This window comes from Sphingomonas sp. Leaf20 (genome assembly GCF_001421535.1).
Taxonomy (GTDB): domain Bacteria; phylum Pseudomonadota; class Alphaproteobacteria; order Sphingomonadales; family Sphingomonadaceae; genus Sphingomonas.
On record NZ_LMKN01000008.1, the window covers coordinates 692,251 to 714,450 of the forward strand.

The 22,200-nt window shown below is 66.7% G+C and carries 21 protein-coding genes; 7 read left to right on the plus strand and 14 right to left on the minus strand.

The window, feature by feature from the left end:
- Positions 1-55 precede the first annotated feature (55 nt).
- The 4 genes from ASE72_RS11455 to ASE72_RS11470 form a co-directional block, all read right to left on the minus strand.
- Complete coding sequence (locus ASE72_RS11455; protein ID WP_056021036.1) at positions 56-1,195, minus strand: CaiB/BaiF CoA transferase family protein; 1,140 nt, start codon at positions 1,193-1,195, stop codon at positions 56-58.
- 121 nt (positions 1,196-1,316) lie between these two features.
- Positions 1,317-2,501: an acyl-CoA dehydrogenase gene (locus ASE72_RS11460; protein ID WP_056021039.1), complete on the minus strand. Its 1,185-nt coding sequence runs from the start codon at positions 2,499-2,501 to the stop codon at positions 1,317-1,319.
- 67 nt (positions 2,502-2,568) lie between these two features.
- Positions 2,569-2,910 carry a hypothetical protein gene (locus ASE72_RS11465; protein WP_156350396.1) on the minus strand — a complete coding sequence of 114 codons (342 nt, stop codon included), beginning with the start codon at positions 2,908-2,910 and terminating at the stop codon, positions 2,569-2,571.
- Positions 2,907-3,095 (minus strand): hypothetical protein, encoded by a 189-nt coding sequence (locus ASE72_RS11470; RefSeq protein WP_056021045.1) that lies wholly within the window; start codon positions 3,093-3,095, stop codon positions 2,907-2,909. Before ASE72_RS11470 ends, ASE72_RS11465 begins: the two co-directional genes overlap by 4 nt.
- 108 nt (positions 3,096-3,203) lie before the next feature.
- Here ASE72_RS11470 and ASE72_RS11475 point away from each other — a divergent pair, with 108 nt between their 5' ends.
- Entirely contained in the window at positions 3,204-3,824 is a 621-nt protein-coding gene (locus ASE72_RS11475; protein ID WP_056021049.1) for a S24 family peptidase, read from the plus strand.
- Here the strand turns inward: ASE72_RS11475 and ASE72_RS20540 are convergent.
- On the minus strand, positions 3,821-3,988 hold the full coding sequence (locus tag ASE72_RS20540) for a DUF2207 domain-containing protein (protein ID WP_162235475.1): 168 nt from the start codon (positions 3,986-3,988) through the stop codon (positions 3,821-3,823). The genes ASE72_RS11475 and ASE72_RS20540 overlap by 4 nt on opposite strands.
- 208 nt (positions 3,989-4,196) lie before the next feature.
- Between ASE72_RS20540 and ASE72_RS11480 the strand changes: the two genes are divergently transcribed.
- Both ASE72_RS11480 and ASE72_RS11485 read left to right on the plus strand, forming a co-directional pair.
- Positions 4,197-6,236, plus strand: a complete 2,040-nt coding sequence (locus ASE72_RS11480; RefSeq protein ID WP_056021052.1) for an autotransporter assembly complex protein TamA — start codon at positions 4,197-4,199, stop codon at positions 6,234-6,236.
- Positions 6,236-10,405: a translocation/assembly module TamB domain-containing protein gene (locus tag ASE72_RS11485; protein ID WP_082445949.1), complete on the plus strand. Its 4,170-nt coding sequence runs from the start codon at positions 6,236-6,238 to the stop codon at positions 10,403-10,405. Before ASE72_RS11480 ends, ASE72_RS11485 begins: the two co-directional genes overlap by 1 nt.
- A gap of 66 nt (positions 10,406-10,471) precedes the next feature.
- Here the strand turns inward: ASE72_RS11485 and ASE72_RS11490 are convergent, their stop codons facing one another.
- The gene (locus tag ASE72_RS11490; RefSeq protein WP_056022226.1) at positions 10,472-11,896 is read right to left on the minus strand and encodes an aldehyde dehydrogenase family protein; all 1,425 of its coding nucleotides are present in this window, start codon (positions 11,894-11,896) and stop codon (positions 10,472-10,474) included.
- Between the two features lie 105 nt (positions 11,897-12,001).
- Between ASE72_RS11490 and ASE72_RS11495 the strand changes: the two genes are divergently transcribed.
- Complete coding sequence (locus ASE72_RS11495) at positions 12,002-12,967, plus strand: quinone oxidoreductase family protein (protein ID WP_056021055.1); 966 nt, start codon at positions 12,002-12,004, stop codon at positions 12,965-12,967.
- A 273-nt stretch (positions 12,968-13,240) separates the two neighbouring features.
- Here ASE72_RS11495 and glnA read toward each other — a convergent pair whose 3' ends face one another.
- The 6 genes from glnA to aroQ form a co-directional block, all read right to left on the minus strand.
- Positions 13,241-14,653: a type I glutamate--ammonia ligase gene (gene glnA / locus ASE72_RS11500; RefSeq protein WP_056021057.1), complete on the minus strand. Its 1,413-nt coding sequence runs from the start codon at positions 14,651-14,653 to the stop codon at positions 13,241-13,243.
- 120 nt (positions 14,654-14,773) lie between these two features.
- Positions 14,774-15,112: a P-II family nitrogen regulator gene (locus ASE72_RS11505; protein ID WP_055875939.1), complete on the minus strand. Its 339-nt coding sequence runs from the start codon at positions 15,110-15,112 to the stop codon at positions 14,774-14,776.
- Positions 15,113-15,268: 156 nt separating this feature from the next.
- Positions 15,269-15,604, minus strand: coding sequence for an arsenate reductase family protein (locus tag ASE72_RS11510; RefSeq protein ID WP_056021060.1), 336 nt, complete (start codon positions 15,602-15,604; stop codon positions 15,269-15,271).
- Positions 15,605-15,705: 101 nt separating this feature from the next.
- On the minus strand, positions 15,706-17,058 hold the full coding sequence (gene accC / locus ASE72_RS11515; RefSeq protein WP_056021063.1) for an acetyl-CoA carboxylase biotin carboxylase subunit: 1,353 nt from the start codon (positions 17,056-17,058) through the stop codon (positions 15,706-15,708).
- Positions 17,058-17,546: an acetyl-CoA carboxylase biotin carboxyl carrier protein gene (gene accB, locus ASE72_RS11520; protein ID WP_037527677.1), complete on the minus strand. Its 489-nt coding sequence runs from the start codon at positions 17,544-17,546 to the stop codon at positions 17,058-17,060. Before accB ends, accC begins: the two co-directional genes overlap by 1 nt.
- 14 nt (positions 17,547-17,560) lie before the next feature.
- Positions 17,561-17,995, minus strand: coding sequence for a type II 3-dehydroquinate dehydratase (gene aroQ, locus ASE72_RS11525; RefSeq protein WP_056021066.1), 435 nt, complete (start codon positions 17,993-17,995; stop codon positions 17,561-17,563).
- 142 nt (positions 17,996-18,137) lie between these two features.
- Between aroQ and thiS the strand changes: the two genes are divergently transcribed.
- The 3 genes from thiS (at position 18,138) to ASE72_RS11540 (ending at position 20,190) form a co-directional block, all read left to right on the plus strand.
- Positions 18,138-19,145, plus strand: coding sequence for a sulfur carrier protein ThiS (gene thiS / locus ASE72_RS11530; protein WP_082445950.1), 1,008 nt, complete (start codon positions 18,138-18,140; stop codon positions 19,143-19,145).
- 110 nt (positions 19,146-19,255) lie between these two features.
- Positions 19,256-19,438: a CsbD family protein gene (locus ASE72_RS11535; RefSeq protein ID WP_055875955.1), complete on the plus strand. Its 183-nt coding sequence runs from the start codon at positions 19,256-19,258 to the stop codon at positions 19,436-19,438.
- A gap of 92 nt (positions 19,439-19,530) precedes the next feature.
- Positions 19,531-20,190, plus strand: coding sequence for an HAD-IA family hydrolase (locus ASE72_RS11540; RefSeq protein ID WP_235532330.1), 660 nt, complete (start codon positions 19,531-19,533; stop codon positions 20,188-20,190).
- Positions 20,191-20,216: 26 nt separating this feature from the next.
- On the opposite strand, the gene ASE72_RS11545 is transcribed toward ASE72_RS11540, so the two are convergent.
- Positions 20,217-21,290 (minus strand): PA0069 family radical SAM protein, encoded by a 1,074-nt coding sequence (locus tag ASE72_RS11545; RefSeq protein WP_056022231.1) that lies wholly within the window; start codon positions 21,288-21,290, stop codon positions 20,217-20,219.
- Between the two features lie 79 nt (positions 21,291-21,369).
- Positions 21,370-22,068 (minus strand): outer membrane protein, encoded by a 699-nt coding sequence (locus ASE72_RS11550; protein ID WP_056021072.1) that lies wholly within the window; start codon positions 22,066-22,068, stop codon positions 21,370-21,372.
- Positions 22,069-22,200 lie beyond the last annotated feature (132 nt).

Sequence of the window (22,200 nt, forward strand, 5' to 3'; positions counted from 1 at the left end):
CCCAGGATCCAGAGCCACGACCGCTAGCGTATGTGGCTCTGGATCCTGACTTTCGTCAGGATGACGGACGGGGGAGGGGCGGTGCGGCGCGGCCGGTCGCGAGATCGGCGTCGGAGAAGCGTATCGGCGTGCGGAGCCCCGGTACGGTTGAGCCATCTGGTCGCTTGGCATCTACACGCATGCCCCGCGCGATCACCTGCGGATCGTCGAACGCCTGCGCGACGGTGTTGATCGGACCGGCGGGCACGCCGACGGCCTCCAGCCGCGCAAGCAGCTCGAGCTTGGGCACCAACGAGGTCGCCGCCTCGATCCCCGCGAACAACAGGTCCTTGAAGGCGAGCCGCCCGGCATTCGTCGCGAACCGCGGATCGTCGCGCATCTCGGGCAGCGCCATCGCGTCGCAGAACCGCCGGAACTGGCCGTCATTGCCGACCGCGAGTATGAACCAGCCGTCGCTCGTCGGGAAGACGGCATAGGGGCACACGTTCATGTGCGCGTTGCCGACACGTGTCGGCGAGACGCCGCTGGCGAACCAGTTCATCGCCTGGTTGGCGAGCACGCCGGTCATCGTGTCGAGCAGCGCCATGTCGATCTGCTGACCCTTGCCGGTCCGCTCGCGCATCGCGAGCGCGGCCTGGATTGCGATCACGGAATAGAGCCCGGTCATGATGTCGGCGAAGGCGACGCCAATCTTCTGCGGGGCGCCCTCGGGCTCGCCGGTGAGGTCCATGATCCCGCTCATGCCCTGGACGATGAAGTCGTAGCCGGCGCGGGGGGCATAGGGGCCGTCCTGCCCGAAGCCGGTGATCGAGCAATAGACGAGCCGTGGGTTGACGGCGGCGAGGCTGGCGTAGTCGAGCCCGTATTTGGCGAGCCCACCGACCTTGAAATTCTCGATGACGACGTCTGCGTCGGCGATCAGGTCGCGGACGAGCGCCTGGCCTTCGGGGGTGGTGAAGTCGGCGACGACCGAGCGCTTCCCCCGGTTCGCGGCGTGGAAATAGGCCGCGTCGCGGGTCCCGTCGGGGTTGTCGATGAACGGCGGGCCCCAGCTGCGCGTGTCGTCGCCGGCGGGGCTCTCGATCTTGACGACGTCGGCGCCGAGATCGGCGAGCACCTGCCCCGCCCAGGGGCCGGCGAGGATGCGGGCGAGTTCGACGACCTTGAGGCCGGTGAGGGGGGTGTCCTTCACCATGCCGAAACGCCCGTCATCCCAGCGAAAGCTGGGATATCCCCGTAGCAGCGGGCGTGCCTGCCGCGGGAGACCCCAGCTTTCGCTGGGGTGACGGGTGTAGGGGACGGTGCGCTGGCCGCTCTCAAAACGCCGCGATACCCGTGATCGCGCGGCCGAGGATCAGCGCGTGGACGTCGTGCGCGCCCTCATACGTGTTGACCGTCTCGAGGTTCATCAGGTGGCGCATCACCTGATACTCGCCCGAAATGCCGTTGCCGCCGTGCATGTCGCGGCTCATCCGCGCGATATCGAGCGCCTTGCCGACATTGTTGCGCTTGACGATCGAAACCATCTCGGGCGCGAACCGGCCCTCGTCCATCAGCCGGCCGACGCGCAAGGACGCCTGCAACCCGAGCGCGATCTCGGTCTCCATGTCCGCGAGCTTCTTCTGGAACAGCTGGCGTCCGGCGAGCGGCGTGCCGAATTGATTGCGATCGAGGCCATACTGCCGCGCGGCATGGAAGCAGAATTCGGCGGCACCGAGTGCGCCCCACGAAATCCCGTAGCGTGCGCGGTTGAGGCAGCCGAACGGCCCCTTCAACCCCTGCACGTCGGGCAGCAGCGCATCCTCGCCGACCTCGACCTCGTCCATCATCACCATGCCGGTGATCGACGCACGGAGCGACAGCTTGCCCTCGATCTTGGGCGTCTCGAGCCCCTTCATGCCACGTTCGAGGATGAAGCCGCGGATGCCGCCACCATGCTCGTCGGACTTTGCCCAGATGACGAACACGTCGGCGATCGGCGAGTTCGAGATCCACGTCTTGGCGCCAGAGATGACATAGCCATTGGCCGTCTTCTTCGCGCGCGTCGTCATGCCGCCGGGATCGGAGCCGGCATCGGGCTCGGTCAGCCCGAAACAGCCGATCCACTCACCGGTCGCAAGCTTGGGCAGATATTTCTTCTTCTGCGCCTCGGAGCCGAACGCGTTGATCGGATACATGACGAGGCTCGACTGCACCGACATCATCGAGCGATAGCCTGAGTCGATCCGCTCCACCTCGCGCGCGACGAGACCATAGGCGACATAGGACGCACCGACGCCGCCATATTCTTCCGGAATGGTGGGCCCGAGCAGCCCGAGATCCCCCATCTCGCGGAAAATCGCGGGATCGGTATGCTCGTGCTGGAACGCGTCGATGATCCGCGGCGCCAGCTTGTCCTCCGCATAGGCGCGCGCGGTGTCGCGGATCATGCGCTCGTCCTCGCTCAACTGATCGTCGAGCAGGAACGGATCTGCCCAGTCGAACTTGCCCATCCCAGCCATCGTCATCTCCTTCGTTGACCGCCGACTTCGTGGTTCGGCGGTCGAAAGTCCAGCCCCACGCGGGCGTTTAGACGTCGATCAGTGTGAGCACGGCGATGGTTGCGTGCACTTCCGCGCCGATCACCGCGGATGAGTCGATTGCCAGATCGGCGACGATATGCCCGCGCAGGCAGAAAGCGGCTTCGGGCAGCGTCGACAGCCAGGATAGAATACCGGGTATGCCATCCTGCGTTGTCGACGCGATGACGATCCTGAGCAGGATCTGGTCCCCGGTGAACGTCGCACTCGACCAGCACCGGCTCGCGATCTCCGTGACGTCGATCGTATGGCCCGCGGTGGTCGCCTCGCTGCGAAGCGCCCGCGTGAACAGCGTCGCGGCATCGGGGCGGCGGATCTCCTCCATCCTCATGCCTGATGGCCGGCGTGATGACGGTTCAAGAAGCTTTGCAGGCGCGCCATCATCGGCGGGCGCGGCCTGCGATCGCGACGCAGATCCCGGACCAGCCGCGGATCGCGCGCAGCCAGCCGTCCGAACGTGGTGGGCGGCATTCCTGCCTCTCCGAGATACTCGTCCATCCTCATCAGCACATCCATCCGCCTGCCCTCCGGTTTTCGACGCGATCCCCGCTGGATTCGCTTGTGTTCCTCTTCTGTTCTTTTGAGTGCAGCTTGTCTAGGATTTTTCCTATGCTATGGTCGGGCATGCCGAACGCAGATCCCCGGGAGACGTTGGCGGTCCTCGCCGAGGCGCGCGGCGACAGCCTTGCAGCCTTGTCGGCAATGCTCGGGCGTAACGCGGCCTATCTGCAGCAGTTCGTGAAGCGCGGGTCGCCACGACGACTGGCGGAGGGCGATCGCCGGACGCTCGCGCAATATTTCGGCGTGGCCGAGGCCATTCTCGGGGGCGATACCGTCGAGGCGACGGGGTTCCGCATCGCGCGGCTGGCAGTACGGGCGTCGGCCGGCCCCGGTACCCTTGTCGACGACGAGGTCGTCGTCGGTACCGACGTGATCGATCGCGCACTCGCGCGCCGGCTCGGCCTGCGCGACGGCAAGGCCGCGATCATCCGCGTCAGGGGAAGCTCGATGGAGCCGGGGTTTCGCGACGGCGACCATATCGTCGTCGACACGGCCGACCGCGCACCACGGTCACGCGGGGCTCCCTATGTCGTCAGGATCGGCGATCTCGTGATGGTCAAACGTGTCGCGACATCGCGGGGCACGCTGACGGTGACGAGCGACAATCCGGCGGCGGATGCGGTGCCCGCCGGTGACGTCGTCGTGATCGGCCGTGTCGTCTGGCAGATGCGCGAGCCCGACTAGCGGCGGTCCCGCATCCAGATCACGACCGCCGCGGCGACACCGATCGCAGTCCCGATCAGCAGCCCGGGTGTCGCCTGCCCGATCGCGAATCCGATCGCGGCACCTGCGAGAATACCGAGCGCAATGAGGGCGCCGCCGGCGGCACTGGGACGTTTTTCAGACATAGGCTGTGCCTGCCACGACATCGTGCGCGATACCAGCTTGCTATCGACGTGACGGGGGACTCGGCCGGGGGGCTGGCGGCACGCAACCCGGCGCAGCTGTCCTAATCGATTGATCGCCCGCCAAGTTTCCGAAGCTCCATGATGAAACGTGGCGAAAATGCGTCACGAATGACTGTCGCGCGGACGGAAGCCCGGCTAGGACGCGGTCATGGTGTTCCGCTTCGGGTGGGTCCGGCTCGGCACGGCCACCGCCATCCTTGTCGTACCCGGTTTCACCGCGACGTCCGTTGCGGTCGCGCAGACAGCGGCGTCGGCGCGCGACGCGGTACCGGCCACGGCCACGGCCACGGCCACGGCCACGGGCACGCCCGCCGGCAGCGCACAGGTGCAGGATCCGGCGGGACAGGTTGCGCTCGATCCGAATGCGCCGCTCGACGCGATGCCCGATATCGGCGTGGCGTGGCCCGACCTTGCGGCGTCGCCCGCGGATCCGGTGACGATCGCAACGACCACCGATGCGGTGGCCGAGGCGCGCTATGTGTGGCGACTCGACGGTATCGACGGCATCGACAACACGCTGTTGAAACTGCGCTTCAGGCAATTGTCGACGCTCAACGCCAATGACGGCGAGGTCGCGAATGCCGCGCAGCTCGACCGGCGTGCGCGTGAGGACGCCGATCTGCTCAACAGCCTGCTTCGCGCGGAGGGCTATTACGATGCGCGCGTGTCGACGCGGGTTGAACCCGGCGCCAAGCCGCTCGTGATCGTCTCCGCGGAACCCGGTACGCGCTATGTCTTCAAGGGCGTCACGATCGACGGGCTCGCGGCGGCCGGGGACAAGGCACCGGCACTCGCCAAGGCGTTCGGGGTCAAGGCCGATGACCCGGTCAATTCGGACGCGATCGTGGCCGGCGAGGCGCAACTGACGACGCAGATCGGGCGCGAGGGCTTTCCGTTCGCCAAGGTCGGCGACTCGGCGATCGTGGTCGACCATGCCACCAGGACCGCAACGCTCGACCTGTCGGTGGTTCCCGGCGGTGCCAAGCGGTTCGGCCGGATCGTCGCGTTGCCCGGGAACCGCGTGTTCGACGCCGGCCATGTCCAGGAGATCGCGCGATTCTCGCCCGGCCAGCCCTATGATGCGAACGACCTCGACGACCTGCGTCGCGCGCTGGTGCAGACGAGCCTGGTATCCTCGGTCGAGGTCAGGCCGATCGCCGGCGCGCGTGCGGACAGCGTCGATATCGGCGTCAAGCTGGACCCCGCGCCCCCGCATACCATCGCGGGTGAACTGGGCTACGGCACGGGGGAGGGCGCGCGCGCGGAGGTCAGCTGGACGCACCGCAACCTGTTTCCGCCCGAGGGTGCGCTGACGCTGCGCAGCGTGATCGGGACGCAGGAGCAACTCGGGTCGATCGTCTATCGCCGCAACAATTTTCATGCGCGCGACCGCGTGCTGACCGCGCAGGTTTCGGCGGTGCACATCAATCGCGACGCCTTCGACGCGCGCACCTTCACGCTCGCCGGCAGCGTCGAGCGGCAGACGAACATCTTCTTTCAGAAAACCTGGACCTGGTCGCTCGGTGCCGAACTGGTCGCCTCGGACGAGCGCGACGTGATCGTCACGACGGGTGACCCGAGGCGGCGGACCTTCTTCATCGGCGCGCTCCCGACCAGCCTGAACTATGACGGGTCCAACGACCTGCTCAACCCGACGCGCGGGTTCCGGCTTGGTGGCCGGCTCAGTCCCGAGGCATCGTTCCAGGGCTCGGTGTTCGGCTATGCCCGGACGCAGGTCGATGCCAGCGTGTACCATACGGTGCGGGACGGGATCGTCATCGCCGGGCGCACGCGTCTCGGGACGATCGTGGGGGCACCGCGCGACGAGGTGGCGCCGTCGCGGCGCTTCTATGCAGGCGGCGGCGCATCGGTACGCGGCTATGGCTATCAGTCGATCGGCCCACGCGACCCCAACAACGACCCGATCGGAGGCCGCAGCCTGACCGAATTCTCGATCGAGGCCCGCGTCAAGGCGTTCGGCAATTTCGGTGTCGTGCCGTTCCTCGACGCCGGCAATATCTATACCTCGCCGCTGCCCAAATTCACCGGCCTGCAATATGGCACCGGGATCGGCGTGCGCTATTATTCGAACTTCGGACCGATCAGGCTCGATGTCGGGACGCCGATCAATCCGCAGCCTGGTGACAGCCGGATCGCCGTCTACGTGTCGCTCGGGCAGGCATTCTGATGGACGCGCAGGACCAGGCGGAAACGCCAGCCGCGGCGGCGCCGCGCACGCGCGGCATCCGCTGGTGGCGGTGGCTGGTCGGGGCGATCATCGCGCTGCTGGCGATCGTCGCGACCGCGCTGCTCGTCGTCGATACGGATATCGGGCATCGCTATGTCGCGAACCGGATCGGCGACATCCGCACCGCGAACGGGCTGCGGTTCACCGTCGGGCGGATCGACGGCTCGCTCTATTCGAACACGCGGCTGGTCGACCTCCGCGTCTACGATCTCGACGGGCTGGTGTTCGAGGCGCCGCGTGTCGCGCTCGACTGGTCCCCGTTCCGCTGGTTCTCCAACACGCTCGATATCGATCGTCTGGCGATCGATCGGGCGGCGCTGCTGCACACGCCGCGGACGCGCCCGTCGCGCACGCACACGCCGATCCTGCCCGATTTCGATATCCGCATCGCCCGGCTTTCGGTGGGACAGCTGACCCTCGCGCGTGGCGTGCTCGGCACCCGGCGCGTTGCGCGGCTCGATGGGCGCGCCGACATCCGGTCCGGGCGCGCGCTGGTCGATCTCGCGGCACGCGTTGCCGGGAGCGATCGGGTGAAGTTGCGGATTGACGCGGAACCCGCGCGCGATCGCTTCGACATCGACGTATCGGCGCAGGGGGCCGCGGACGGGGTTCTCGCCCGCATGGCAGGCGTCCGGCGCAGCGTCGTCCTCGACGTTACCGGTGACGGCAGCTGGGCACGCTGGACCGGACGCGCCAGGGGCCGGGCGGGTGGGACGGATGTCATCGACCTCGCGCTCGAGCAGACCCGCGGCCGTTATGGCTTGTCGGGTACGCTTGCGCCGTCCGCGATACTGACCGGGCGGCTCCAGCGCCTGACCGCGCCGCGAATTCGCGTGAACGGTGCGGCCACCTTCGAACGGCGGCGGATCGATGGACAGATTTCGGTGCGGTCGCGCGCGCTGGCGATCGACACGACGGGCATTGTCGATCTCGGCGCGAACGCGTTCCGCGACGTGCGGATCAAGGCACGGCTGCTACAGCCATCGGCGCTGATCGGAACGATGAGTGGCCGTGCGATCGAAGTCCGAACGATCCTCGACGGTCCGTTCGCGACCGCCAGCTTCGATTATCGCATCGACGCCGAGCGTATCGCCTTCGACAAAACCGGGTTCGAGCGCGCGCGCGCGGCGGGCAAGGGGCGGTTGTCCGCCGCGCCCGTGATCGTCCCGATCCGCTTTACCGCGGCGCGCGTGACGGGGGTGGGCGATGTCGCGGGCGGCATCCTGCGCAACCTGTCGGTCGATGGACGCTTCCGGATCACCCCCGCGCTGCTCACCGGCGACGACCTCGTGCTGCGATCCGACAAGCTCAACGGACGGATCAACCTGCAACTGGACCTGCGGACCGGACGGTTCGAGGTCGGGGTGAACGGAACGCTCGGGCGCTATCTGATCCCGGGGCTCGGCATCGTCGACGTCAAGTCCGACCTGCGCGTGGTGCCCGGCCCCAATGGCAGGGGCACGCGCGTCGTCGGACAGGGTTCGGCGCAGATGATACGCCTCGACAACGCCTTTTTCCGGAGCCTGGCGGGGGGACTCCCGCGGCTTACCGCAAAGCTCGAGCGGACAGCCGACGGCATCCTCCACTTCACCGATCTCGTTCTCGTTGCCCCGCAGATCCAGCTTCGCGGCAACGGATACCGGCGTCGCGACGGCAGCTTCCATTTTGAAGGCGGCGGGCGGCAGCAGACCTATGGCGCGGTGACGCTGACGCTCGACGGCAGGATCGACCGGCCGACGCTCGACCTCGTCTTCGCGCAGCCCAATGCGACGCTCGGCCTGTCGAACGTCCGCGCGCATCTCGATCCGACGGCCCAGGGCTATGCGTTCAATGCGGCAGGCGGGTCGCGACTCGGACCGTTCACCGCGAATGGCGCGATCCTGCTGCCACGCGGCGCCGGAGCGACGATCGCGATCGGCGCGCTCGACGTCAGCGGGACCCGCGCTACCGGCAACCTCGCGATCGTCGCTGGCGGCTTCAACGGCCGGCTCGCGGTCGGCGGCGGCGGCCTGTCCGGCGAATTGCTGTTCCGTCCGGTCGGCGACGATCAACGGATCGAGGCGCATCTCGATGCCCGTACCGGCGCGCTCGCGGGCTGGACGCTCAGTCGCGGTCACCTCGACCTCGTGACGGTGCTCGATCCCGCAGGAATGTCGATCGAGGCGAAGGTGACCGCGCAGGGGTTGCGGCGGGGCAAGCTGAGCATCGCGCGGCTCGGCGGTACGGCGTCGCTGCGCGGGGGCGTCGGACAGATCAGGGCGTCGATCGCGGGGTCGCGGGGTCGCGGTTTCGATATCCAGAGCGTCACGCAGGTCACCGCGGACAGCTACAGCATCGCCGCACAGGGAACGCTCGATCGCCGCCCGCTCAAACTCCTGTCACCGGCGATCGTGACGCGCGACGGCGACGGGTGGCGGCTTGCACCGACTCGGCTGAGCTTTTCGGGCGGGGAGGCGATGGTCGGGGGACGGTTTACCGCCGCGACGACCGCAATCGATGCGAGCCTGACGCGAATGCCGCTGGCGATCATGGATATCGGCTATCCGGGACTAGGCCTTGGCGGGCTCGCCTCGGGCAGTTTCAGCATCGTCACCGCAAATGGTGCGGCACCGACCGGCAAGGCGGACCTGACGATCCGCGGGTTGAGCCGCGCCGGGCTGGTGCTGTCGTCGCAGCCGATCGACGTCGGCATCGCCGCGCTGCTCTCGCCCGACAAGCTGGGGTTGCGCGCCGTCGTCGCGTCCGCCGGCAAGACGATCGGGCGTGCGCAGGCGCAGCTGTCGCCGCTCGGTGCGGGGGATCTGGCGACACGGATCAGCGCGGCGCGGCTGTTCGGGCAGGTGCGCTACAGCGGCCCCGCCGATACGCTCTGGCGGTTGACGGGGGTCGAGCTGTTCGATCTGTCGGGGCCGGTCGCGATCGGGGCGGACGTCGCCGGTACGCTCGACAATCCCGTCATTCGCGGTGTCGTTCGCGCGACCAATGCGAGGATCGAGAGCGGCACGACGGGGACGATCCTGTCGAACGTGCAGGCGACGGGACGGTTCGGTGGCTCGCGCCTGGTCATCGATCGCTTCGCGGCCGATGCGGGCAAGGGCGGGCGCGTCACGGGCACGGGCGGATTCGACTTCGCCGCCAGAAACGGCCTTGGCATCGATCTGCGGTTGCTGGCCGACAATGCGGTGATGATCAACCGCGACGATATCGGCGCGACCGTCAGCGGACCGCTGACCTTCACGTCCGATGGCCGCGGCGGGGTGATCGCCGGAGACGTGGTCATGAACAAGAGCCGCTACCGGCTCGGGCAGGCGACCGCGTCGAGCGCGGTTCCGCAGCTCAACATCCGCGAGATCAACCTCCCCGATGGCGGCGAGGAGGTCGCGGCCCCGACCCAGCCCTGGACGCTGGCGATCAAGGCGCGCGCGCCCAACCAGGTGATGGTCAGCGGCCTCGGTCTGACAAGCGAATGGTCCGCCAACCTGCAGATTGCGGGGCAGCCACAAAATCCGGCGATCACCGGGCGGGCGACGCTGATCCGGGGGGACTATGAATTCGCCGGCCGCGAGTTCGAGCTCGCGCGCGGGGTGATCCGCTTCGACGGCGGCGTGCCCGCCAACCCTGCGCTCGACATCGAGGCCAATGCGGATTCCACTGGACTGAACGCGTCCATCCGGGTGACGGGCTATGCGCTCAAACCCGAGATCGGGTTTACCAGCACCCCCGCCTTGCCGCAGGACGAACTGCTGTCACGGCTGCTGTTCGGCACGTCGATCACCAACCTGTCGGCGCCCGAGGCCTTGCAGCTCGCTGCCGCGGTGGCGGCGTTGCAGGACGGTGGCAATGGCATCAATCCGATCAACGCGGTCCGGCGCGCCGCCGGGCTCGACCGTCTGCGCATCCTGCCGGCCGATCCGCAGACCGGGCAGGGGACGTCGATCGCCGCGGGCAAATACGTCACGCGACGGCTCTATGCGGAGATCGTGACCGATGGGCAGGGGTACAGCGCGACCCAGGTGGAATTCCAGGTCACGCGCTGGCTCTCGCTTCTGTCGAGCATCTCGACACTCGGCCGGCAGAGCGCGAACGTGCGCGTGTCGCGCGACTATTGACCGCTGCGCCCGCTGCCCGTGAAGCGCCTGCCCCCGGCGTGGCGCAGGCGCTTCACGGCACAGATGTCAGCTCGGCAGGCCGACGACGGTCTTGACCTCCATGAAGTCGGTCAGCCCGTAGCGGCCATTCTCGCGACCATTGCCCGATTGCTTGTAGCCACCGAACGGCGCGCCGATGTCGGGGCTCCAAGAATTGATCGTGACGAGCCCGGCGCGCAGTTTCGGCGCGACCTTCGCGGCGGCGGCGGGATCACCCGAGATCGTCGCGGACAGCCCGTATTCGGTCGCGTTGGCGATGCGGATGCCCTCGTCCTGGTCGGCATAGGCGGTGATCGTCGCGACCGGGCCGAACGTTTCTTCCTGCGCGATCCGCATGTCGGGGCGGACATCGGCGAACAAGGTCGGCTGGATGTAATAGCCCGCGTTGCGCCCGTCGGGACGCCCCACGCCGCCGGTCACCAGCGTCGCACCCTCGTCGATCGCCGACTGGATCAACCCCTGGATCTTGTCGAACTGCGCCTTGTTGACGACCGGGCCGATATGCTGGCCCATCTCGGCGGGGTCGCCGACCCTGGTCTGCTCCATCATCGCCTTCACGATCGCGGTGGCCTCGGCGACCTGGCTGGCATGGACCAGCAGCCGCGTCGGCGCGATGCAGCTCTGCCCCGAATTGGCGAGCACGCCCGCCACCGTCGGCGGCAGCACGCTGGCGAGATCGGCGCCCTCGAGCACGAGGTTCGCTGCCTTGCCGCCCAGCTCCTGATGGACGCGCTTGACGGTCGGTGCGGCTGCCTGCGCCACCGCGATGCCCGCGCGCGTCGAGCCGGTGAAGCTGACCATGTCGACGTCGCGGTGGCTCGACAGCGCCGCGCCGACGCCGGGACCATCGCCGTTGACGAGGTTGAACACCCCCGCGGGGACGCCGGCCGCATCTATGATCTCGGCGAGGATGATCGCGCAGGACGGCGCCTCCTCGGACGGCTTCAGGATCATCGTGTCGCCTGCCGCCAGCGCGGGCGCGACCTTCGCGCAGATCTGGTTGAGCGGCCAGTTCCACGGCGTGATCATCGCGACGACGCCGAGCGGCTCGTGCACGACGGTCGCCTTGCCGATGACTTCGGAGAATGCGAACGCGGCCAGCGCCTTGGCGGTCGCGGAGAAATGCGCGAGGCCGGTCGGGGCCTGCGCCATCGACGCGAGCGCCATCGGTGCGCCCATCTCCTGCGACATCGCCTTGGCCAGATCGGGCATCCGTGCCTTGTATTCGGTCATGATCCGGCCGAGCATTTCGAGCCGCTCCTGAACGCTCGTCTGGCTCCAGCTGTCGAACGCGGCACGCGCGGCGGCGACCGCCTTGTCGACATCGGCCGCGGTGCCGAGCGTGATCTCGGTACAGGGCTGTTCGGTCGAGGGGTCGATGACCTGGTGGGTGCGACCACCGTCGCTGTCGACCCAGGCGCCGTCGATATACTGCTTCAGATAGCTCTTCATCATGCCTCTCCGCATCGTGTTTGCTGAAGGAATGGGCGTCGGGCCGGGCGGTTGCAACCCGAAACGCGGCGCCTAGTTAGGGGGCAGGATCAACAGGAGACGGGCATGGCACGCGTAGCGACAATCAGGACGACCGGCGGCCCCGAGGTGATCCAGTGGGACGACGACGAGCTGCCCGCGCCGGGCAAGGGCGAGGTGTGGATGCGCAACACCGCGGTCGGGCTGAACTATATCGACACCTATCATCGCAGCGGCGTCTATCCGGTGGCGCTGCCCTCGGGGCTCGGCAGCGAGGCGGTCGGCGTGGTGATGGCGGTGGGCGCGGGCGTCACGGAATTCGCTGCGGGCGACCGCGTCGGCACGTTCGGTCCGACGCGCGGGGCCTACGCCACCGAGCGCAACGTGCCCGCGGCCGAGCTTTTCCACCTGCCCGACACGCTCGATGACCGCACCGCGGCCGCGATCCTGCTCAAGGGCTGCACCGCGGAGTTCCTCATCGAACGCTGCGCGCGCGTCGAGGCGGGGCAGACGGTGCTCGTCCATGCTGCCGCGGGCGGCGTCGGGCATATCTTGGTTGGCTGGCTGAAGGCGATCGGCGCCACCGTGATTGCGAGCGTCGGCAGCGAGGCGAAGGCCGAGCGGACGCGCAAGGCGGGGGCCGATCACGTCATCCTTCACCGGTCCGAGGACATTGCAGCGCGGGTGCGCGAGATCACCGGTGGGAAGGGCGTCCCCGTGGTGCTCGACGGCGTCGGTGGCGCGACGTGGACCGCATCGCTCGACAGCGCGGCGAAGCGCGGGCTGATCGTCAGCTATGGCAATGCGGGGGGCGTGGTGGACGGCGTCAATCTCGGCGTGCTCGCGGCCAAGGGGTCGCTGTTCGTGACGCGCCCGACGCTGTTCGATTATGCCGAGCACCGGCAGGCGATGGTCGACCGAGTCTTCGCGATGCTCGCGCAGGGCGCGTTCAAGCCCGAGATCGGCCAGACCTTCGCGCTGGAGGAGGTTGCCGAGGCGCACCGGGCGCTCGAGGCGGGCGAGACGGTCGGGAGCAGCGTGCTGCTGGCCTGAGCCCGCTGCAATCCTGTTCTCCCGCGAAGGCGGGAGCCCAGACTGGGTCCCCGCCTTCGCGGGGACACACGATCTTGGTGTTTGGGCTCGTTTAAGCCTCTCCCGCCGGGGGGACGTTGCAGAGTACGTCAACGAAAGAGGGCGCCCGGATTGCTCCGGACGCCCTTTTCTATGTCAGCGCCGTGGCAAAGCCACGTCGTCGGCCGTCGCTGTTCGCGACGCCGGCCGACAGCGGCTGTGCGCTCGCGCGCACCGCCGTGCGGCCCGCACGGCTCAGCCGCTGTAGTACATGTCATACTCGACCGGGCTTGGCGTCATTTCCCAACGCGCGACCTCGGCATATTTGATCTCGACATAGCTCTCGATCTGGTCCTTCGAGAATACGTCGCCCCTGAGCAGGAAGTCGTGATCCGCGAGCAGGCATTCGAGCGCCTCGCGGAGCGACCCCGCGACGGTCGGGACCTGTGCGAGCTCTGCCGGCGGCAGGTCGTACAGGTTCTTGTCCATCGCCTCGCCCGGATGGATCTTGTTCAGGATGCCGTCCATGCCCGCCATCATCAGCGCCGCATAAGCGAGGTACGGGTTGGCGAGCGCATCGGGGAACCGCACTTCGACGCGCTTCGCCTTGGGGCCGGTGCCGTACGGAATACGGCACGAGGCCGAGCGGTTGCGTGCCGAATAGGCGAGCAGCACCGGCGCTTCGTAACCGGGGACGAGACGCTTGTAGCTGTTGGTCGACGGGTTGGTGAACGCGTTGACCGCCTTGGCGTGCTTGATGATGCCGCCGATGAAATACAGGCACATGTCGCTGAGGCCCGCATAGCCGTTGCCTGCGAACAGCGGCGTCTTGCCGTCCCAGATCGAGAAGTGCGTGTGCATCCCCGAGCCGTTGTCCTCCTTGATCGGCTTGGGCATGAACGTCGCCGTCTTGCCGTACGCATGCGCGACCTGGTGGACGACGTACTTGTAGATCTGCATGCGATCTGCGGTCTGCGTCAGCGTGCCGAAGGTCAGGCCCAGCTCATGCTGCGCGGCCGCGACCTCATGGTGATGCTTGTCGCAGGGCAGGCCCATCTCGATCATCGTCGAGACCATCTCGCCGCGGATGTCGACGGCGCTGTCGACCGGGGCGACCGGGAAATAGCCGCCCTTGGCGCGCGGACGGTGGCCGAGGTTGCCGCCTTCATATTCGCGACCCGAATTGCCCGGCAGCTCGATGTCGTCGATCTTGTAATAGCTGGTCGAATAGCTGTTCTCGAAACGGACGTCGTCGAACATGAAGAATTCGGCTTCGGGGCCGACATAGACGGTGTCGCCGACGCCGGTCGTCAGCAGATACGCCTCGGCGCGCTTGGCGGTCGAGCGCGGATCGCGCGCGTACAGCTCGCCGGTCGACGGATCGCTGATGTCGCAGATCAGGATCATCATCGGCGTCGCCGAGAACGGATCGACATAGACCGCGTCGAGATCGGGCTTGAGCGTCATGTCGCTCTCGTTGATCGCCTTCCAGCCCTCGATCGACGAGCCGTCGAACATCAGGCCGTCGGTCAGCTCGTCTTCGCCGATCAGGCTGGCGACCATCGTCAGATGCTGCCACTTGCCCTTGGGATCGGTGAAGCGCAGATCGACCCACTCGATCTCCTGGTCCTTGATCATCTTCAGGACGTCGTTGGCCGAATTTGCCATGATGCTAAGCCCTCTTTGCTCGATAGGTCGGCACGTATGCCGGAAATGATAGTGCGGCGCAGCGCGCTATTTCCACAGATTGTTGCGCCGCGTCAAATGAAGTCGGTGTCAGGGAGGCGGTTAGATCGCGTCGTCGTCGCGCTCGCCGGTACGGATGCGCAGCGCGCTCTCGACCGGGATCACGAAGATCTTGCCGTCGCCGATCCGGCCGGTCTGCGCGGCCGCGGCAATCGCCTCGACGACGCGCTGCGCCAGACCGTCCTCGACGACGACCTCGAGTTTCACCTTGGGCAGGAAGTCGACGACATATTCGGCGCCACGATACAGCTCGGTATGGCCCTTCTGCCGGCCAAAGCCCTTGGCCTCGGTCACGGTAATGCCGCTCACGCCGATCTCGTGCAGCGCTTCCTTCACCTCATCAAGCTTGAACGGCTTGATGATGGCTTCGATCTTTTTCACAGGTACGCCCCCGATTGTCGTTGAAACCAACGCCCTACAGGGCGCCTTGCACCAAGCGTGCCAGTCGTCGCCGCCTCGGGCAACGACCGATTCATCTCGAAACCCTGCCCGAAAATACAGCATCCGGAACGGATGTGCACGATGCAGGGGCAGCAATCACAGGATTTCGTGCAGCCGTGCGATGGGCCGTCCGAGCCGGACGCCCTTGTCGGTCTCGACCAGCGGACGCTCGATCAGCAGCGGATCGATCATCATCGCGTCGAGGATCGCCTCGGCATCGCCGTGCTTGACCGCCTTGGCGCCATCTTCCGCCATGCGCAGACCCTGACGCGGCGTCAGTCCCGCGCGGTCGTAGAGCCGGAGGAGTTCAGCGCGCGACGGGGGAGTCTTGAGATATTCGACGATCGTGACGTCCGCGCCGGCATCCTGCAGCAGCGCGAGCGCCTCGCGCGACTTGGAGCAGCGTGGGTTGTGGTAGATCGTCGCCTTCACGAATGCTCCGTCATTATCGAACTCACCCCGCCAGAACAGGCGTCACGCCCGCTTCTTGTTCTCCCGCGAAGGCGGGAGAACACTCTAGGAAGCAGGACCGCTTACGCCCCCTGCTTGGCGAGCCACTCTTCCAGCCACTTGATCGTATACGCGCCTTCCTGGAACTCGGGATCGTCGAGCAGTGCACGGTGCAGGGGAATCGTCGTCGTGACGCCCTCGATCACCATTTCCTCGAGCGCACGCCGCAACCGCCGCAGCGCGCCCTGACGCGTCGCGCCGTAGACGATCAGCTTGGCGACCATCGAGTCGTAATAAGGCGGCACGCGGTAGCCGGCATAAAGCCCGCTATCGACGCGGACATGCATCCCGCCGGGCGCATGATAGAGCTTCACCAGCCCCGGCGACGGCGCGAAGGTGCGCGGATCCTCGGCGTTGATGCGGCATTCGATTGCATGCCCGCGGAACTGCACGTCTTCCTGGCGCAGCGTCAGCGGATGCCCCTCGGCGATGCGGATCTGTTCGCGCACGAGATCGAGGCCGGTGATCATCTCGGTCACCGGATGCTCGACCTGGAGCCGGGTGTTCATCTCGATGAAGTAGAACTCACCTGCTTCCCAGAGGAACTCGATCGTCCCCGCGCCGCGATAACCCATGTCGGCCATCGCCTTGGCGACGATCCCGCCCATCCGTTCGCGCTCTTCCGCGGTAATGATCGGCGAAGGCGCTTCCTCGAGCACCTTCTGGTGGCGGCGCTGGAGCGAGCAGTCGCGCTCGCCGAGATGGATCGCGTTGCCTTCGCCGTCGCCGAAGATCTGGAATTCGATATGCCGCGGATTGCCGAGGTATTTTTCCATGTAGACGGTGGCGTCGCCGAACGCGGCCTTCGCCTCGCTGCCGGCCTGCTGCATCTGCGTCTCGAGGTCTTCGGCGTCGCTGACGACCTTCATGCCGCGGCCGCCGCCGCCCGACGCGGCCTTGATGATCACCGGATAACCGATCTCGTCGGCGATCCGCTTGGCCTCGGCGATGTCGCTGATCGCGCCGTCCGAGCCGGGGACGAGCGGCAGCCCGAGCGCGCCCGCGGTGCGCTTGGCTTGAACCTTGTCGCCCATCGTGCGGATATGCTCGGGCTTCGGCCCGACGAACAGGATGTTGTGCAGTTCGACGATCTCGGCGAACTGCGCGTTCTCGCTAAGAAAGCCGTATCCCGGATGGATCGCGTCCGCGCCGCTGATCTCGGCCGCCGAGATGATGTTAGGGATGTTCAGATAGCTGTCGGTGGCCGACGGCGGTCCGATGCAGATAGCCTCGTCCGCGAGCCGCACGTGCATCGCGTCGGCGTCGGCGGTCGAGTGGACCGCCACCGTCTTGATGCCCATCTCATGGCAGGCACGGTGGATCCGCAGCGCGATCTCGCCGCGGTTCGCAATGAGCAGCTTCTTGATTTGCTTCATTATTCGACCACGACCAGCGGCTGGTCGAATTCGACCGGCTGGCCGTTCTCGACGAGAATCGCGGTGACCGTGCCGGCCGAGGGCGCGACGATCGTGTTCATCACCTTCATCGCCTCGATGATCAACAGCGTGTCGCCCGCATTGACCTTCTGGCCGACGGTCGAGAACGGCTTCGCCTCGGGGTTGGCGGCGAGATAGACGGTGCCGACCATCGGCGACTTGACCGCGCTCGCGCTGATTGCCGGGGCGGAGGCGCCGACTTCGGCCTGCGGGATCGCCAGCGGTGCGGAGACGGCGGGCGCGGCGGGGGCGGGCGCGTAATGCGCAACGGGCGCAGCCTGTGCGGCCTTGCGCGCGACGCGGATCCGGCGCGAGCCGTCCTCGACCTCGATCTCGGTCAGCTGCGTGGTGTCGAGCAGTTCGGCGAGCTGGCGCACCAGGGTCACATCGACCTGCATTGCGCCTGTTGTTTCTGGTGTATCGGTCATGGCGGGGCCTCCTGTCAGAACCGTGCGACGGCTTCAAGCGCGAGCAGATACGAAAGCGCGCCGAAACCCGCGATCGTACCCTTCGACGCTTGCCCGACCAGGCTTACATGCCTGAACGATTCACGTGCGTGGGGATTGGAAAGATGCACTTCGATCACCGGCGTCTTGACGCCCTTGATCGCGTCATGGACCGCGACCGAGGTGTGCGTGAACGCGCCGGCGTTGAGGATGACGGCCTTCGCGCCGCGCGCCTGCGCTTCCTGGATCCAGTCGACGAGATGCCCTTCGTGATTCGACTGGCGCATGTCGATCGTCAGGTCGAGCTCGCGCGCGCGATCTTCGAGCTGGCCGGCGATGTCGTCGAGCGTCTCGTCGCCGTAGATCTCCGGCTCGCGCGTGCCCAGCAGGTTGAGGTTGGGGCCGTTCAGGACGAAGACTGTCGCGGGCAAGGGCTGCTCCTGGTTGCAGGGGCATCGAACCACCCCCTATATGCACCTCCCTTACCCGTTCGTGTCGAGCGAAGTCGAGACATGAGACCGGCAGCGGACGGGTGGTTTCCCGACTTCGGTCGAAACGAACGGAAAACTCTGCATGCCCCACTCCGACGGCACCGTCTCGATCACCGTGAACGGCGAGCACAAGCGGGTCTCCGCCGGCCTCAGCCTTGCCGGGCTTGCGACCGAACTGGGACTCATTCCCGAGAAGATCGCGGTCGAACGCAACATGGAAGTCGTGCCGCGCTCGACGCTGGCCGAGGTGATGGTCGAGGATGGCGACGATCTCGAGATCGTGCATTTCGTGGGCGGCGGCGATCATGTCGCAGCGATCGACGCGGATAGCTGGACGGTCGCCGGGCAGACATTCCGCTCGCGACTGATCGTCGGGACCGGGAAGTACAAGGATTTCGCGCAGAACGCGGCCGCCGTCGAGGCGTCGGGCGCGGAGATCGTCACCGTCGCCGTCCGCCGCGTCAACGTGTCGGATCGCAACGCGCCGATGCTGACCGACTTCATCGATCCGAAGAAGATCACCTACCTGCCCAACACCGCGGGCTGTTTCGATGCCGAATCGGCGATCCGCACGCTGCGGCTGGCGCGTGAGGCGGGGGGCTGGGACCTGGTGAAGCTCGAGGTGCTCGGTGAGGCGAAGACGCTCTACCCCGACATGGTCGAGACGCTGCGCGCGACCGAAGTGCTCGCCAACGAGGGCTTCAAGCCGATGGTCTATTGCGTCGATGATCCGATCGCGACGAAGCGGCTCGAGAATGCGGGTGCGGTCGCGATCATGCCGCTGGGCGCGCCGATCGGCTCGGGGCTGGGGATCCAGAACCGCGTGACGATCCGGCTGATCGTCGAGGGGGCAGGCGTGCCCGTTCTCGTCGATGCGGGCGTCGGCACCGCGTCGGATGCGGCGGTGGCGATGGAACTCGGTTGCGACGGCGTGCTGATGAACACCGCGATCGCCGAGGCGAAGGATCCGCTGATGATGGCGGCGGCGATGAAGGCCGCGGTTGAGTCCGGGCGGCTCGCCTACCGTGCCGGCCGGATGGGGCAGCGACGCTATGCCGATCCGTCGAGCCCGCTGGCCGGGCTGATCTGATGGCGACCTCATGACGCAGACGTCACGGAACCGCCGGTAAACATGACCGTTATACCTTCACAAGTTCAGAGCGGCACGACTGGCGTGTCGCGAAACAGATGGAGGCTCTGATGGGCGAATTCACCGACAAGGTCGCAGCAGCAGGCAACAAGGTCGCCGGCAACGTCAAGGAAGCCGTCGGCAAGGCGACTGACAACGACCGTCTGGTAGCAGAAGGCGAAGCACAGCAGGCCAAGGGTACTGCGCAGAATGTCAAGGGCAGCGTCAAGGGCGCACTCGGCGACGACATCTAAGCTTCACCTGATACGTGAATACAGGCCGTTCCGGGAAACCGGGACGGCCTTTTCTTTGTGCCCTATCGGTCTTTTCACATATGAGCGTCCCCATGATCCCCACGCGACGGTACCAGGCGTTTCTGTTCGACATGGATGGTACCATCCTGACGTCGATCGCCTCGGCGGAGCGATGCTGGACGCGGTGGGCGATCGCGCACGGGCTCGACGTCGCCACCTTTCTGCCGACGATCCATGGTGTCCGGTCGGTCGAGACGATCAGGCGACTGAACCTGCCGGGCGTCGATCCCGTCGCAGAGGCAGCGGCCATCACCGCGGCGGAGATGGAGGACGTGGCGGATATCTCGCCGATCGCGGGCGCCGCGGCGTTCCTCGCGCAGCTGCCGTCCGAACGCTGGACGATCGTGACGTCGGCCCCACGTGCGCTTGCCGAGTGTCGCCTGCGCGCCGCTGGTCTGTCGGTCCCGACGGGGATGATCGCAGCGGAAGACGTCACGACCGGCAAACCGGCACCGGACTGTTTCATGCTTGGCGCAAAACGGCTCGGCGTTGCACCGGCGGATTGCCTGGTGTTCGAAGACGCGGCGGCGGGTTTCGCGGCGGCGACGGCGGCGGGCTCCGACGTGCTGGCTATCACTGCGACGCACGGCGCCGCATCCACCGTCGCCGCGGAATATACCAGCGTCGTCGATTACCGCGGACTGGGGGTCGACATAGCGCCCGACGGCCTCAGGCTCGTGACGCACGGATAAGCACACGTCGTATCGTCGCGACCGGGTTATGCAAACAGGTCGCCTTGCGGCCCGCGGGGTGGACGGAACAGGTCGCTCCGCAATCCGATCCTATCGGTATTGAGCCCGTGCTTGCGGCAGGCGATCGCGAACCGGGTCTGTAGCAGATCCGCCCAGGGTCCCTGGCCCTTCATCCGCGTGCCGAAGCCCGGGTCATTGTCGCGCCCGCCGCGGATCGACTGGATCGTCGCCATCACCTTACCCGCACGATCGGGAAAATGCTCGTCGAGCCATGCGCGAAACAGCGGCGCGACTTCCCACGGCAGCCGTACGGGAATGAAGAAGGCGAACGTCGCGCCCGCCTCGGCGGCACGCGCCAGCAGATGCTCGATTTCGTGATCGGTGATCGCTGGGATGACGGGCGATATCGACACGAACACCGGAATCCCGGCATCGGCGAGCGTTCGCACGGCTTTCAGCCGACGTTCGGGATGCGGAGCGCGCGGCTCGATCGTCGCGGCGACCTTGGGGTCGAGCGAGGTAATCGACATCGCCACCGTCGCGAGACGCTTGGCGGCCATCGGTGCGAGCAGATCGATGTCGCGAACCACGCGATCCGACTTCGTCGTGATCGTCACCGGGTGGTCGGTTTCCGCGAGCACTTCGAGAATGCTGCGCGTGATCCGCCAATCCGCCTCGATCGGTTGATACGGATCGGTATTGGTCCCGAGCGCCATCGGCCGCGCCGCATAGCCCGGCTTGCCGAGCTCGGCCCGCAGCAGTTCGGCCGCGTCGGGTTTGGCAAACAATCGCGTTTCGAAATCGAGCCCCGGCGATAAATCGTGGAACGCATGACTGGGTCGCGCGAAACAATAGATGCAGCCATGCTCGCAGCCGCGATAGGGATTGATCGAGCGGTCGAACGGTACGTCGGGGGAGGCGTTGCGCGATATGATCGTCCGCGCGCGCTCCACGGTCACCGTCGTGCGCAATCGCGGGACGACCCCGTCGACGTCCGTGCGCGCATCCAGCCAGTCGCCATCGGCCTCGGTCTGCGGCAGATTGAAGCGCGTGCTTTCGCCGTTGAGCGTCGCACCGCGAACGGGACGCGGTTTGGTCATCCCCGGATGATAGCAGACCGCCTGGAACAAATAAAGAACGAGACGGGCAGCATCGACGCCGCCCGTCTCGTCTTGTGGATCAGAAGCGGACGCCGAAGCCTGCGTTCACCTGGTGACGGCTGAAGTCAAGGCTGGTCTTGGTCACGCCGTCGAACGTCTCATACCCGTTATAGTCGGTGTAGACATATTCGACCTTGCCATAGAAGCGCGGCGAGAAGCTGGTCTGCAATCCGGCGCCGGCGTGGAAGCCGCTGAGCGAATCCTTCTCGGAAAAGTTATTCGCGGGAACGGCCGCATTCGTGTTGCGCAGCTCGAGACGCCCGCGCGAAAACCCACCCTTGATGTACAGGAACGTCGTCTGCGACAACAGATAGCCTCCGCGTGCGCCGACGGTCAGGTTGCGATCGGTCGCGAGGCAGGTACGATCGCCGTTGTCGGGAAAGAACAGGTCGCTCGCACAGGTCTTCGCGCTCGATCCCTCGATGCCGGCATAGACGCCCAATACGGTGTCGCTGCCGACCTGCGCATCGTACCCGACCTCGCCGCCATAAGTTACGCCGCTCTTCGCCTCGCGGACGCTGTTCGAGTCGGTGGCCGTCTCGGTGTTCAACTCGGCGATGACCCGCTCATACCCGATCCGCGGTTCGACGCGCAGCCCCGATACAAGGCTCGCCGGATTGCCGCGCGAATCGAGTGGAACGCCGTCATAGGACTGCGCGGCGACCGGTGCCGCGAGCGTTCCGGCGGTCAACAGGGCGAGCAGGTGAGTGGTGCGCATGACAGTGATTTCCCGTCCGGTCCGTCCCCCATGGCCGGACCGTCTCGGGTCACCTATCCTGCGTTAATCCTGATACGACGTTAACGCCAATAATCAGGGCTTTGCAGCAATCTGTGCCGTACCGGTCCTTTG

Bases quoted from the DNA above. Each gene is read 5' to 3' on its own strand.
- accC (WP_056021063.1), bottom strand. From the start codon at position 17,058: ATGAAGCAAATCAAGAAGCTGCTCATTGCGAACCGCGGCGAGATCGCG.
- ASE72_RS11490 (WP_056022226.1), bottom strand. From the start codon at position 11,896: ATGAAGAGCTATCTGAAGCAGTATATCGACGGCGCCTGGGTCGACAGC.
- thiS (WP_082445950.1), top strand. From the start codon at position 18,138: ATGCCCCACTCCGACGGCACCGTCTCGATCACCGTGAACGGCGAGCAC.
- ASE72_RS11495 (WP_056021055.1), top strand. From the start codon at position 12,002: ATGGCACGCGTAGCGACAATCAGGACGACCGGCGGCCCCGAGGTGATC.
- ASE72_RS11460 (WP_056021039.1), bottom strand. From the start codon at position 2,501: ATGGCTGGGATGGGCAAGTTCGACTGGGCAGATCCGTTCCTGCTCGAC.
- ASE72_RS11455 (WP_056021036.1), bottom strand. From the start codon at position 1,195: ATGGTGAAGGACACCCCCCTCACCGGCCTCAAGGTCGTCGAACTCGCC.
- ASE72_RS11540 (WP_235532330.1), top strand. From the start codon at position 19,531: ATGATCCCCACGCGACGGTACCAGGCGTTTCTGTTCGACATGGATGGT.
- ASE72_RS11470 (WP_056021045.1), bottom strand. From the start codon at position 3,095: ATGGATGTGCTGATGAGGATGGACGAGTATCTCGGAGAGGCAGGAATG.
- ASE72_RS11545 (WP_056022231.1), bottom strand. From the start codon at position 21,290: ATGACCAAACCGCGTCCCGTTCGCGGTGCGACGCTCAACGGCGAAAGC.
- ASE72_RS11480 (WP_056021052.1), top strand. From the start codon at position 4,197: ATGGTGTTCCGCTTCGGGTGGGTCCGGCTCGGCACGGCCACCGCCATC.
- glnA (WP_056021057.1), bottom strand. From the start codon at position 14,653: ATGGCAAATTCGGCCAACGACGTCCTGAAGATGATCAAGGACCAGGAG.
- ASE72_RS20540 (WP_162235475.1), bottom strand. From the start codon at position 3,988: ATGTCTGAAAAACGTCCCAGTGCCGCCGGCGGCGCCCTCATTGCGCTC.
- accB (WP_037527677.1), bottom strand. From the start codon at position 17,546: ATGACCGATACACCAGAAACAACAGGCGCAATGCAGGTCGATGTGACC.
- ASE72_RS11485 (WP_082445949.1), top strand. From the start codon at position 6,236: ATGGACGCGCAGGACCAGGCGGAAACGCCAGCCGCGGCGGCGCCGCGC.
- ASE72_RS11465 (WP_156350396.1), bottom strand. From the start codon at position 2,910: ATGAGGATGGAGGAGATCCGCCGCCCCGATGCCGCGACGCTGTTCACG.
- ASE72_RS11535 (WP_055875955.1), top strand. From the start codon at position 19,256: ATGGGCGAATTCACCGACAAGGTCGCAGCAGCAGGCAACAAGGTCGCC.
- ASE72_RS11475 (WP_056021049.1), top strand. From the start codon at position 3,204: ATGCCGAACGCAGATCCCCGGGAGACGTTGGCGGTCCTCGCCGAGGCG.
- ASE72_RS11550 (WP_056021072.1), bottom strand. From the start codon at position 22,068: ATGCGCACCACTCACCTGCTCGCCCTGTTGACCGCCGGAACGCTCGCG.